General features: G+C 67.4%; 12 protein-coding genes. 4 read left to right on the forward strand and 8 right to left on the reverse strand.

What is annotated here, in order from left to right; genetic code table 11:
• Positions 1–68: 68 nt before the first annotated feature.
• The 4 genes from LGN19_RS31710 to LGN19_RS31725 all read right to left on the reverse strand — a co-directional run bounded on the left by LGN19_RS31710 (position 69) and on the right by LGN19_RS31725 (position 5,049).
• Positions 69–1,283 (reverse strand): glycosyltransferase family 87 protein, encoded by a 1,215-nt coding sequence (locus LGN19_RS31710; protein ID WP_226219185.1) that lies wholly within the window; start codon positions 1,281–1,283, stop codon positions 69–71.
• Positions 1,284–1,494: 211 nt separating this feature from the next.
• The gene (gabP, locus tag LGN19_RS31715) at positions 1,495–2,886 is read right to left on the reverse strand and encodes a GABA permease (RefSeq protein WP_122944367.1); all 1,392 of its coding nucleotides are present in this window, start codon (positions 2,884–2,886) and stop codon (positions 1,495–1,497) included.
• A 417-nt stretch (positions 2,887–3,303) separates the two neighbouring features.
• Entirely contained in the window at positions 3,304–3,648 is a 345-nt protein-coding gene (locus tag LGN19_RS31720) for an MmcQ/YjbR family DNA-binding protein (RefSeq protein WP_122944366.1), read from the reverse strand.
• Between the two features lie 81 nt (positions 3,649–3,729).
• The gene (locus tag LGN19_RS31725; RefSeq protein ID WP_226219187.1) at positions 3,730–5,049 is read right to left on the reverse strand and encodes an MFS transporter; all 1,320 of its coding nucleotides are present in this window, start codon (positions 5,047–5,049) and stop codon (positions 3,730–3,732) included.
• 192 nt (positions 5,050–5,241) lie between these two features.
• On the opposite strand from LGN19_RS31725, the gene gcvA reads away from it, so the two are divergent.
• The 3 genes from gcvA (at position 5,242) to ettA (ending at position 8,409) form a co-directional block, all read left to right on the forward strand.
• Positions 5,242–6,159 (forward strand): transcriptional regulator GcvA, encoded by a 918-nt coding sequence (gene gcvA, locus LGN19_RS31730; RefSeq protein WP_226219190.1) that lies wholly within the window; start codon positions 5,242–5,244, stop codon positions 6,157–6,159.
• Positions 6,160–6,243: 84 nt separating this feature from the next.
• Entirely contained in the window at positions 6,244–6,552 is a 309-nt protein-coding gene (locus LGN19_RS31735) for a DUF3761 domain-containing protein (RefSeq protein ID WP_226219192.1), read from the forward strand.
• 189 nt (positions 6,553–6,741) lie between these two features.
• Entirely contained in the window at positions 6,742–8,409 is a 1,668-nt protein-coding gene (gene ettA / locus LGN19_RS31740) for an energy-dependent translational throttle protein EttA (RefSeq protein ID WP_226219194.1), read from the forward strand.
• 136 nt (positions 8,410–8,545) lie between these two features.
• Here ettA and LGN19_RS31745 read toward each other — a convergent pair whose 3' ends face one another.
• From LGN19_RS31745 to LGN19_RS31760, 4 genes are read right to left on the reverse strand one after another with little or no spacing between them, the layout of a single operon-like run.
• Positions 8,546–9,169: an HAD family hydrolase gene (locus LGN19_RS31745; RefSeq protein ID WP_122944361.1), complete on the reverse strand. Its 624-nt coding sequence runs from the start codon at positions 9,167–9,169 to the stop codon at positions 8,546–8,548.
• Positions 9,166–9,717 carry a cysteine hydrolase family protein gene (locus LGN19_RS31750; protein ID WP_226219196.1) on the reverse strand — a complete coding sequence of 184 codons (552 nt, stop codon included), beginning with the start codon at positions 9,715–9,717 and terminating at the stop codon, positions 9,166–9,168. The genes LGN19_RS31745 and LGN19_RS31750 overlap by 4 nt, the downstream gene beginning before the upstream one ends.
• Before the next feature lie 55 nt (positions 9,718–9,772).
• Positions 9,773–11,587 carry an aminopeptidase P family protein gene (locus tag LGN19_RS31755; protein ID WP_226219198.1) on the reverse strand — a complete coding sequence of 605 codons (1,815 nt, stop codon included), beginning with the start codon at positions 11,585–11,587 and terminating at the stop codon, positions 9,773–9,775.
• A gap of 18 nt (positions 11,588–11,605) precedes the next feature.
• Entirely contained in the window at positions 11,606–11,860 is a 255-nt protein-coding gene (locus LGN19_RS31760) for a hypothetical protein (protein WP_122944358.1), read from the reverse strand.
• A 171-nt stretch (positions 11,861–12,031) separates the two neighbouring features.
• Between LGN19_RS31760 and LGN19_RS31765 the strand changes: the two genes are divergently transcribed.
• Positions 12,032–12,796: a response regulator transcription factor gene (locus LGN19_RS31765; RefSeq protein ID WP_122944357.1), complete on the forward strand. Its 765-nt coding sequence runs from the start codon at positions 12,032–12,034 to the stop codon at positions 12,794–12,796.
• The last annotated feature ends 5 nt before the right edge of the window (positions 12,797–12,801 follow it).

Genomic DNA, 12,801 nt, shown 5'->3' on the forward strand with positions numbered 1-12,801 from the left:
GTCGCCCTGCTCCATTGCATGCGCACGCGTGGGCAACGCTGCGTACGAACAGACACGCGAAGCAACCGCTACGCAGCCACCCTCGCCGGGGCACCGCTTCGCCGCACGATCATCGCGAGCACCGCAATCAGAATCACCGATGCGACCGGCCATCCCGTTCCGGTAATCGTCGCGATGAACGCCTGCGCCGGCGCGACCCAGGCCAGCACGACGACCACGACCTCGGATCGGCGCAATCGGACGTGCCGTGCATCCAGCATCAGGTATGCAATCGGCAGCACCAGCCAGAGCAGGTCGTAATACATGTAGTAAGGCTGCACGAGCAGCGTACCGGCCGCCACCGCGGCAGCGCGGAGCTCGAAGCGCGCGCGGCGCATCCACACGCAAGCGACCGCCGCGGCCGCCAGAATCGCGACGACCACATGTACGACGTAGGCGGATCCGACAGGCAGCCCGGCCGCCCGGGCGAGCGACATCGTCGACGGCATGCCCCGCCGGAACGTGTCACCGTACTCGACCACATTGCGGTGGAATTCCGGCATGAACGCAAAGAACGCAGCCCATGCACGCACGCCGAACGCGGCCACCGACACCGCGACGATACCGGCACTGAACACGCCGGCCGATATCAATGCCTTCCAGTGCCGCCCGTAGACCAGTGCCAACGGAAACAGGATGCCGAACTGCGGCTTCACGACCAGAACCGCGATGCACGCACCCGCGACGACCGGGCTCGATTCGAGCAGCATGAGCGCGGCGGCGGCCGCGGCCACGGTCAGAAAGGCATTCTGCATGGGGAGTGCCGTGCCGATCAGCCCGGGAAATGCAGCGATCGCGATGCGCAACTGCCCGTCGAGCGGGCGTACCAGACGCGCCATGACCGCGGTGTAGCAGGCGATCTGCAGCACGCCGAACATCACGAGCGCGGCGACGAACGGTACGAGGCCGAACGGGATGACGACGAGCAGGAAGGTCGGCGGATACGGCCACGGGGTGAAATCAGCGAGCGGTCGCAGTGCGGCTTCGATCGGCTGCATCACCCGGGGCGAAAAGATGGCCGCGGCGCCGTGTTCGATCGCAACACGCGCCGCCGTCCAGAATACCGCGAAGTCCGACCCGACCATCGGGGAGGCACGATCGTGCAAACCGTAGTATCGGAACGCCCAGACGGCCAGGATGACGATCTGCAGTGCGAACACCACAGCCGCGTACGTACCGAGGCGTCGCGCGTCGGCCGCACGGCCGCCCGATCTATGCACCGTCCCCATCGCCCACCCCGCCATTTTTCTTCTCGTGGAGTATAGGCGACGATCGTTGCCGCAGACGACACGCCCGTCGCCACGCGGCAGCCACGATCTGCGCGATCGATATTGCGTCTCGTTCGATGCCCGTGACGGCTTCTGCCCGCCTCGAAAAACACATGGCCCGACCGGCAAACGCCGATCGGGCCATTTTCGTGACCAGGGCTTTCCGCCCTGCTGTCACGTCACGGCATCACGTTGCCGACACGCGCCGCCCTTCGCTTGCCTGCGCATCGCGACCACGCTTGTTCAGCCACGACGCCAGCAACACGATCAACGCCAGCACGGCCGTCGCGCCCACTTCCATCCGGTGATCCTCGCTCACGAGCATCACGGTCAGCGTGCTGCAGATGAACAGGATCACCGCCCACGTGAGCCACGGGAACAGCCACATCCGCAGCGTCAGGTCCGCGCCGGTCGACTCGAGCGTCTTGCGCATCCGCAGCTGCGAGATCGCGATCACCAGATACACGAGCAGCGCGATCGCGCCCGACGTCGCGAGCAGGAAGCCGAACACCTGCTCCGGCATCAGGTAGTTCGCAATCACGGTCAGGAAGCCGAACGCGGTCGACGCGAGCACGGCCGCGCGCGGCGTGCCGGTCGAATCGGTGCGGTGCAGGAACGCCGGTGCATCCTTGCGCTTCGACAGCGAGAACAGCATCCGCGACGCGGTGTACAGCGCCGAATTCAGGCAGCTCGCGACCGACACGAGCACGATCACGTCGATGATCGCCTTTGCATTCGGGATGCCGATCAGCTCCATCGCGCGCTGATACGAGCCGTGCGTCGGCAGCAGCGGATCGTTCCACGGCACGATGGCCGCGACGACGAGAATCGAGCCGAGATAGAACAGCGTGATGCGCCAGATCACCGAGTTGGTCGCACGCACGATCTGGCGTTGCGGGTTGTCCGATTCGGCGGCCGCGATCGTCACGATCTCGGTGCCGAGGAACGAAAACATCGTGGTCAGCATCGCCGCAAGCACCGCGCTCGCGCCGTGCGGCATGAAGCCGCCATGCGCAAACAGGTTAGATACACCCGACACGGCCGGCGCAGGGATGATGCCGACGATCGCCGCCCCGCCGATGCACAGGAACACGACGATCGCGACGACCTTGATCAGCGCGAACCAGAATTCGAATTCGCCGTAGTTCTTGACCGAGAAGAGGTTGGTGACCGTCAGCACCAGCGTGATGCCGAGCGCGAAAATCCAGGTCGCGACGGAGGGGAACCACGCATTCAGGATGGTCGCGGCGGCCGTCGCCTCGATCGGGATCACGAGCACCCAGAACCACCAGTACAGCCAGCCGATCGAGAAACCGGCCCAATGGCCGATCGCGCGATCGGCATAGGTGGAGAACGACCCACTGTCCGGATGCGCGACGGCCATTTCGCCGAGCATGCGCATCACCAGCACGACCAGCACGCCCGCGATCGCATACGCGAGGATCGATGCCGGGCCGGCCTCCGCGATCGCGTGGCCGGAGCCGACGAACAAGCCTGCGCCGATGACGCCGGCAATCGACATCATCGTCACGTGACGCTGCTTCAGGCCCGTACCGAGGCCTGTGTTGCTTCCACTCATCTGTCTCTCTCCAAAAAACGGTTCCGGTATGGCCGGGTATCGCGTGAAGGCAGCACGGGGGATTGTTGTTCTTGAGCCGGGCCGGACGCGGCGCCTGTACGGGATGCAGGCGCGGGGCCGGATCGGGGGGCCGTTCCGGAACGGGTGCGCCGTGCAGTTTGCGAAGCTGCGGGTGCGATGCGGCGCGCAGCGCGCCGGCGCATCGCGTGCGCCCTTTCCGTCGGCTTTCGTCAGCTGCCTTCGAAGCGAAGGAGTGTAAGCATCAAACGGTTCTTCACTAAGAACCAATTGAAGAATTTCGATGGAACCACTTGTTGCATCGACGTCGATCGATGCAACGCTTGTGCCATTCGCGGCGCCTCGCGCGCGCCTGAAGCGCCCGTCGACGCCGGGCAGCAAGCTGCAGCAACCTTCGCGTCAGCTCGGGCCGCGCGCCATCTCGTCGCGCCATTTGGCGGGGACGACAGCCTGCCATTCTCGCAGAAGCAGGTTTTTCACGGCGTCCGGACGGGCCGCCGACAGCCGCACCAGCACGATCGGCCAGCCGAGATAGTGATCCGTCACGTAATACACGTCGGGTTCCGATTCGATCAGCCACGCGCGCTCGTCGGGGCCGACACCCTTCACGACGAGCGTGTCGCCGTCCTCGCGCAGCCGCGCGAGCATCTTGCCCCTTACCTTGAGTGCGGGCGTGCCGTACGACGTGCCTTCCTCGACGCCACGCCATGCCAGTGCGATCTGCCGGACTTCGTCGAATGTCATCGGGCCTCCCGACTGCACGTCTTCGTTGAGGGATCCGGCCACCCTACCGGAATTCGCGAAGGTACGCCGGGCGAAGCGCACCTATCCGCGCGCCGCACGGGCGGCCGTCGCGGCACGCCCCGTCGTCGCGACGATCGCGAAGGCGATCGCATTCGCGGCGGCGCTGCCCAGGATCGGCACGAGATAGCCGCCGCCCGCGTCGTAGATGAAGCCGGCCGCGGTCGGCCCGATCAGCGTGCCGAATGCGATGCTCGTATAGAGCACGCCGATGATCCCGCTCACGTTGCGGCCGCCGAAATAGTCCATCACGACCGCCGGCAGCACTGCGACCCAACCGCCGTAGAACACGCCGAACACGAGTGCGAACGCGGCGAGCGTCGCGACGGTGCCGGCACCGGCCCACGCGACGAGCGCAACGGCCATGCCGGCGAACATCGCGAGCAGCGATGTGCGGCGGCCGAAGCGGTCGGCAAGGCCACCGAGGAAGAAGCGGCCGGCCGTGCTGCCGACGCCGATCGCGCCGAGCAGCAGCACGGCCGTCGACGACGCGACGCCATGATCGAGCGCGTACGGCACGAGGTGAACGAACGGGACGAACACGCCGAACGAGCAGATGAGGCATGCCGCGTAGAGGCTCGCGAACGGGCGCGACGTGACGGCTTCGCGCACCGTGGCGCCGGCAGACGCCGAAGCGGCGCCCGGCTTGCGACCCGCCACTGCCCCAGACACCGGATGCCCCGCATCACGCCCGGTGACGTGCGCGCCGCCGCCTTCGACGGCCTCATGCGCCGCCTCCCCGTCCGGCAGCAACCCACGCCCGCGCGGATCGTTCTCGATCAGCAGCGACATCCCCGCGCCGATCACGACCGCGATCACGGCCAGCGTGAAATACGCGCCGCGCCAGCTGACCTGCGCAATCAACGCGGACGCGAGCGGCGGCATCACGAGCGTGCCGACACCGATCCCCGCGACCGCGAGCCCCGACGCAAAACCTCGCCGGCGCACGAACCAGCGCTGCACCGCGCCGACGGCCGGCACGTACGCGCAGCCGACGCCGAGACCGACACCGAGCCCGTACGCGACATAGACCTGCACCAGCGTATGCGCGGCGCCGGCAGCCGCGAGCCCGGCGCCCGTCAGCAGCATCCCGACGATGGCCAGCCGCCGCGAGCCGAAGCGGTCGGCCAGCGGCCCGCTAACGATGCCGAACCCGAAATACAGGAAGCCGGCGAGCGAGAACACGAGCGAGATCTGCCCGCGCGACGCGGCGAAATCCCGCTGCAGCGACTCGACGAACGCGCTGAACGTATACGCGCTGCCGAAACCGACGAACGTGACGGCGAACGCGGCTGCAACCACGTACCAGCCGTAAAAAAGGCGCGATGCGCCCGGGCGGTTCATGACGATGCTCCTCTCAGGTTCCACCGGCCGCCGGCAGCGACCGGATTGCCTCATGGATATAGTTGAACTATGTTGATCGCATCGGCTGCCGACGAGCAGTCGCGAAGCAGGCGATCCGATGCGTCAACGGTACTCGCGCGTACGCATCGTCTCAAACGATATTTCGTCGGACTTTCGATTTAGAAAAACTCAATGAATCGTTCCCGCTTGCCGCCCCTCAACGCGCTGCGCGCATTCGAAGCGGCCGCCCGCCACCTGTCGGTGAAAGCGGCGGCCGAGGAGCTGTCGGTCACGCCCGGCGCGGTAAGCCAGATGATTCGCACGCTGGAGGCGCATCTCGGTGTGCAGCTGTTCGAACGCGTCAACCGCGGCATCCTGCTCACGGCCGCCGGCCGCGACTACCTGCCGCCGGTGCGCAACGCGTTCAGGCAGATCGCCGATGCGTCGCAGCGCGTGTCCGGCGCCGCCGACAGCGGCGTGCTGACGGTAAGCGTCACGCCGTTCTTCGCATCCGCATGGCTCGTCCCGCGCCTCGCCCGGTTCCGCGAGGCTTGCCCGGACGTCGACCTGCAGGTCGTCACGAGCCACGCACTGGCGGACTTTTCGCGCGACGGTGTCGACGTCGCGATCCGTCACGGCCTCGGACGCTACATCGGGCTGTGCAGCGAGCGCCTGCTGACGGTGGAGATCGTCGCGCTAGCGTCGCCCGACCTCGTCGCGCGGCTCGGCATGCCGGCGACGCCAGCCGATCTCGTCGGCTGGCCGCAGTTGCACGACGCCGAGCGCAAGGGCTGGCACATCTGGTTCGGCGCGCAGCGGATCGACGACTTCGGCCCGCCGCGCGGCCCCGCGTTCGACGACTCGGGCCTGTTGCTGCAGGCGATCGTCGCCGGCCAGGGCGCCGGGCTGCTGCCGGCCGCGATGGTGCGCGGCGAGCTGGCAAGCGGCCGGCTCGTGCAGCTCGCCGACGTCGCATGGCTGGACGATTTCGCGTACTACCTCGTCTATCCGCCGCATCACGCGGAACGGCCGAAGGTCGCCGCTTTTCGTCGGTGGATCCTCGACGCCGCGCAGGCCGACGGCGCGGCGTCGATGTCCGGCGCGGCGTAGCGCCACGCCCCCCGCGCGACGCCGATCCGCGGCCGATCGGCTAACATGCGGCCCGGCACCGATAACAACAGACCGAGAGAGACCATGCCTGCCCTGCTCCGCCGCGCCACACGCATCGCGACGCTGTCCGCCGCGCTCTTCGTCGCGTGCGCCGCGCTGCCCCATCCGGCATACGCGTACCGCGCGTCGCCCGGCTACGGCAACGAAGCCGATCTCGACCGTCACGACACGTATCGCAACCGCGACGGCGAAACCGTGCACGCACCCGCGCATTCGAAATCAGGCCGCGTGCCCAACGGTGCGAGCGCACGCTGCCGCGACGGCACGTACAGCTTCAGCCGTCACCGGCGCGGCACGTGCTCGGGGCACGGCGGCGTCGCCGCGTGGCTGTGAGCATGGCCCTGGCCAAAAGGCCAGCATCGCGCCAGCGGCAGGCGGCGGCGAAGTACAATAGCCGCTCGCGCCGCCGACACGCGGCGACGCCGCCGCGCCATGCGCGGCACGCTCCGTACCGAATCACCCGACGCCGCCCCGCCCGTGCGCTGCGCGGCCGTCTCAACCACTTCTGACTTTCACACCCAAATGGCCCAATACGTTTTCACGATGAACCGGGTCGGCAAGATCGTGCCGCCCAAGCGTCAGATCCTGAAGGACATCTCGCTGTCGTTCTTTCCCGGCGCGAAGATCGGCGTGCTCGGCCTGAACGGCTCGGGCAAGTCGACGCTGATCCGCATCATGGCGGGCGTCGACAAGGACATCGAAGGCGAAGCGACGCCGATGCCGAACCTGAACATCGGCTACCTGCCGCAGGAGCCGCAGCTCGACCCGACGAAGACGGTGCGCGAAGCCGTCGAGGACGGCCTCGGCGACCTGTTCCAGGCGAACAAGAAGCTGGAAGAAATCTACGCGGCGTACGCGGAGCCGGACGCCGACTTCGACGCGCTCGCGGCCGAGCAGGCGAAGTACGAAGCGATTCTCGCGTCGAGCGACGGCGGCAGCCCCGAGCAGCAGCTCGAAGTGGCCGCCGACGCACTGCGCCTGCCGTCGTGGGACGCAAAGATCGAACACCTGTCGGGCGGTGAAAAGCGCCGCGTCGCGCTGTGCAAGCTGCTGCTCGAAAAGCCGGACATGCTGCTGCTCGACGAACCGACCAACCACCTCGACGCCGAATCGGTCGACTGGCTCGAGCAGTTCCTGGTGCGCTTCCCGGGCACCGTGGTCGCGGTCACCCACGATCGCTACTTCCTCGACAACGCGGCCGAGTGGATTCTCGAACTCGACCGCGGCCACGGCATTCCGTGGAAGGGCAACTACAGCAGCTGGCTCGACCAGAAGGAAGAGCGCCTGAAGCAGGAAGAATCGTCGGAATCGGCACGCCAGAAGGCGATCAAGAAGGAACTGGAGTGGGTGCGCCAGAACCCGAAGGGCCGTCAGGCGAAGTCGAAGGCACGTATCGCGCGCTTCGAGGAACTGAACAGCCAGGAATACCAGAAGCGCAACGAAACGCAGGAAATCTTCATCCCGGTCGGCGACCGCCTCGGCAATGAAGTGATCGAGTTCAAGAACGTCAGCAAGGCGTTCGGCGACCGCCTGCTGATCGACAACCTGAACCTGAAGATCCCGGCTGGCGCGATCGTCGGCATCATCGGCCCGAACGGCGCCGGCAAGTCGACGCTGTTCCGGATGCTGACGGGCAAGGAACAGCCGGATTCGGGCGAAGTCGTGATGGGGCCGACCGTGAAGCTCGCGTACGTCGACCAGAGCCGCGACGCGCTCGACGGCACGAAGACGGTGTTCGAGGAAATCTCGGGCGGCGCCGACGTGCTGACGGTGGGCAAGTACGAAACGCCGTCGCGCGCGTACATCGGCCGCTTCAACTTCAAGGGCGGCGACCAGCAGAAGATCGTCGGCAACCTGTCCGGCGGTGAACGCGGCCGCCTGCACCTCGCGAAGACGCTGATCTCGGGCGGCAACGTGCTGCTGCTCGACGAACCGTCGAACGACCTCGACGTCGAAACGCTGCGCGCGCTGGAAGACGCGCTGCTCGAATTCGCGGGCTCGGTGATGGTGATCTCGCACGATCGCTGGTTCCTCGACCGGATCGCGACGCACATCCTCGCATTCGAAGGCGATTCGCAGGTCACGTTCTTCGACGGCAACTACCAGGAGTACGAAGCCGACAAGCGTGCACGCCTCGGCGAAGAAGCCGCGAAGCCGAAGCGTCTGCGCTACAAGCCGATCAGCCGCTGACCGGTACGGCCCGGGTGCCCGGCACTGCGGCAACGCAGGGCCTGGCACCGAGGGCGGCCGCTTCAGGAGCGGCACAACAAAAAAGCGGGCCGCCGGCCCGCTTTTTTTATCTGATGGCGCGCTGCTCGCCCGCCGCTTACGCGAGCGCGCCCAGTTCGCGCAGCCGTGCCTCGGTGGCCGCCGCACTCGTGTGATGAATGCCGTGCCAGCCGAGCGCCGTCGCGGCTGCGGCGTTCTTCGCGTTGTCGTCGATGAATACGAGTTCGTGCGGCGCGATGCCCGGCAGGTGCGGCTCGATCCGCGCATGCATCTCGCGATAGATCGCCGGATCGGGTTTCACGAGCTTCACGCGGCCCGACACGACGATCTCCTTGAAGCGCCGCAGCACCGGGAAGTTGTCCCACGCATACGGAAACGTCTGCGCGGACCAGTTCGTCAGCCCGAACAGCGGCATCCCCTGTGCCTCCAGCCGGTCGACGAGCGCGGCCCCCTCTTCGAGCACGCCGCCGATCATCTCGTGCCAGCGCGCATAGAACGCGCGGATCAGCGCCTCGTGCTCCGGAAACTTCGCGACGCGCTCGGCCGTCCCCTCTTCGATCGTCTGCCCGCCGTCCTGGCGGATCACCCAGTCCATCGCACACACGTGCGTGAGGAACCAGCGACGCTCCGCGTCGTCGGGAATCAGTTCCCGGTAAAGGTACTCGGGGCTCCAGTCGATCAGCACGCCGCCGAAATCGAACACCACGGCCTTGATCGTCATGCGAACTCCGTCGAAAGAATGTCCGCGAGCGGGCGCGGCGTCACCGGATTGCCCGACAGCGTATTGTTTTGCCATACGAAGTGATGGTGCGCGACGATCTGCGCGGCCGACAGGTGTGTGCGCTCGTTCGTCGTGTGCAGGTCGGATACGACGGTCGTCCGGTAGCCGAGCAGCGCCGCGCGGCGTGCGGCCGAATCGACGCAGAACTCGGTCGCATAGCCGCAGATCAGCACCGAACGGATACCGTGGCGGTCGAACTGCGCCGCGAGCGGCGTGTCATGGAACGAATCGCTCACCTGCTTGCGCACGCGCCAGTCGTCGTTCCCGACGACCAGCCCCGCATGCAGCTCCCAGCCCGGCGTGCCGGGCACGATGTCGTCGTCCGCATCGCCGTCGTGCTGCACGAAGCACACAGGCGCGTTCGCCGCGCGCGCCGCCGCCGTCAACCGGTTGATGCCCGACACCACGTCATCGAGCCGGTAAGCGGGCTGCGCCCGCTCCACCAGCCCGCGCTGCATGTCGACCACGATTACTGCGGTGTCCGCCATTGCTTGCCCTCGGTTTTGTCGTTCGGCCGTTGTCCGGCCGTTATCGCCTGTTGTGTCAGATCGGCTGCGTACGCGTGTCGAGCCACGCCTTCGCATCGCCGCTCAGGTGGCGGCCGACGCGCTCGCGCACCGTCGCGTGATACGTGTTCAGCCACGCGCGCTCGTCGTCATGCAGCATCTCGATCAGCACGCAGCGCGTGTCGATCGGGCACAGCGTCAGCGTCTCGAATGCGAGGAAATCGCCGAACTCGGTCTGCCCGGCCGCGCGGTTCACGACCAGGTTCTCGATCCGGATGCCCCACTGGCCGGGACGGTACACGCCCGGCTCGATCGACGTGATCATGCCCTCTTCCATCGCCGTGTACGGCTCGGCCGGCGCGTAGTGCGAAATGACCTGCGGGCCTTCGTGCACGTTCAGGAAGTAGCCGACGCCATGCCCCGTGCCGTGACCGTAGTCGAGCCCGGCCGCCCACATCGGCGCACGCGCGATCGCGTCGAGCATCGGCGAACGGATGCCGCGCGGGAAACGGGCGCGCGACAGCGCCATCATCGCCTTCAGCACGATCGTGAAGTCGCGCCGCTGCAGGTCGCTGACCGTGCCGACCGGCACGACGCGCGTGATGTCGGTCGTGCCCGTCACGTACTGGCCGCCCGAATCGATCAGCAGCAGCCCGTCGCCGGCGATCGTCGCGTGCGACTCGCGCGTTGCGTGGTAGTGCGGCATTGCGCCGTTCGCATTGAAGCCCGCGATCGTCGCGAAACTCGCCGACACGTAACCGGGGCGTCGCGCGCGCGCGGCCGTGAGTTTTTCCTCGATCGTCAGCTCGGTGATCGTCTCGCGGTTCACGGCCTGCTCGAACCAGGTGAAGAATTCCGCGAGCGCGGCGCCGTCGTGCTCCATCGTCACGCGCACGTGCTCGATCTCGGCGGACGTCTTGCGCGACTTCGCGAACGTCGACGGATTTACCGCCTCGACCAGCTTCACGCCGGCCGGCACGGCCTCGAGCGTGCCGAACGTCACGCGGCGCGGGTCGATCAGCAGCGTCGCGCCGTCGGGCAGCGCCGCGAGCGCGGCGCGCGCGGCGTCGTAGGCACGAACGTCGACGGCATCCTGTGCGAGCGACGCAGCCAATGCCGGCGACACCTTGCCGTCGGCGACGAACAGCGTCGCGCGATCGGCGCCGATCATTGCGTGCGCAACGAATACGGGGTTGAAGTTGACGTCGGCGCCGCGCAGGTTGAACAGCCATGCGAGGTCGTCGAGCGTCGACACGAAATGCCACTGCGCGCCCTGCGCGCGCATCGCGCGGCGCACTTCAGCCAGCTTGCTCGCGCGCGTCGTGTCGGCCTGCGGCGCCGCGTGCTCGAACACCGCGTCGCCGGGCAGCCCCGGCCGCTCGGGCCAGATCGCGTCGAGCAGGTCGAGGTCGGTGCGCAACGCGATGCCGCGTGCATTCAGCGCGCCCGTCAGCCCGCGCGCGGCCGCGACGCCGAGCACGGCGCCGTCGACGCCGACCGTCGCACCCGCCGCCACGTTCTGCGCGAGCCAGTCGACGTGCGGCGCGCTCTGCTGCCCGCCCGTCATCTTCATCAGTTGCACGCCCGTGCCGGCCAGTTCGGCGTCGGCCTGCACCCAGTAGCGGCTGTCGACCCACAGCCCGGCGAAATCCGCGGTCACGACCAGCGTGCCGACCGAGCCCGTGAAGCCGGACAGCCAGCGGCGGGCCTGCCAGCGCTCCGGCAGATACTCGGACAGATGGGGATCGGCGGACGGCACGAGATAGGCGGCCAGGTTCTCGCGGGCCATGGCGCCACGCAGCAGCGCGAGGCGGGCCGGCACCGGCGAGACTTCGGGAAGACGGGCATTCATGATTTCACCTGAGAGCATTCAGCGACGGGCCGACAGCGCGACCGTCACGGCTACGGCGACGAGCGCGACGCCGGTGCAGACCGGCCATTCGAGCGTCTCGCCATCGTAAAACAGTCCCGAGAGATTGCCGCCCATGCGGGCCGCGGCCGCGCCGACGATGCCGGCGAGCACCGCGATCCACCACGCCGGCCGGCCCGTGCGCCGCATCGGATGCAGCCATCGACCGAACAGCCCGACGGCCGCTCCCAGGACAAGGATTCCAAACCAGTTCATTCGACGCCTTCTATAAATTCAGATTCGTCCCATAGGCGTGAACGTTGACAGCGGCTAGCATCGATTCATCCATCGAACCCGAGACCAGCCGGGTGCCGCGAACATTCGAGTGTAGGGGCCGACTCGACGTTATGGCAAGCGCGCACCGGCTACCGTATTGAAGAAATTCTCATGCGAATCACGCTGATCGATCCGGACGCGCGTCATGCCGCGCTCCTGAACCGCCTGCTCTTTGCGGGCGGTCATGTGTGCCACGCGTTTCCGTCCAGCACGGCATTCTTCGAGTGGCTCGCCGCCGACAACACCTGCGACATGCTGATCACCGGCAACTGGGCCGGCGACCAGCCGGCCGAGGAAGTCATTCCGCGCGCGCAGACGATCCTGCCCGGGCTGCCGGCCATCGCCGTGATGCAGTTGCCGCGCGAAAGCGAAATCGTATCGTGCCTGCACGCGGGCGCCGACGATTGCCTCGTGCGCCCCGTGAGCGGGCCCGAGCTGCTGGCGCGCGTCAACGCGCTGAGCCGGCGCGCCGGCGTGCGCCGGCCGCCGGCCCGCTTGCGCGAAATGTATGGCGAATACGCGTTCGACGCGACGCACTGCCTCGTTCGCTTCGGCGACGCAATCGTTTCACTCACGCCGAAGGAGTTCCGTTTCGCGCAGCTGCTGTTCGCGAACCTGTCGCGACCGGTGTCGCGTGCGCATATCCTCGAAACGGTGTGGGCACGCCGGCGCGACATGAAGTCGCGCACACTCGATACCCACGCGTCCCGGCTGCGCAGCAAGCTGCAGCTGCTCCCGGAGCACGGCTACCGGCTGCTGCCGCTCTACGGCTACGGCTATCAGCTCGACCGCGTGCCGATCGAGCCCCCAAATTCCCGGCCGCGCCACGCTGATGCCCGGTATGCGGCGAGTGAGGAAATCGCTGAAACGCTATAATATGG

This window comes from Burkholderia sp. AU30198, assembly GCF_020419825.1.
Lineage (GTDB): Bacteria > Pseudomonadota > Gammaproteobacteria > Burkholderiales > Burkholderiaceae > Burkholderia.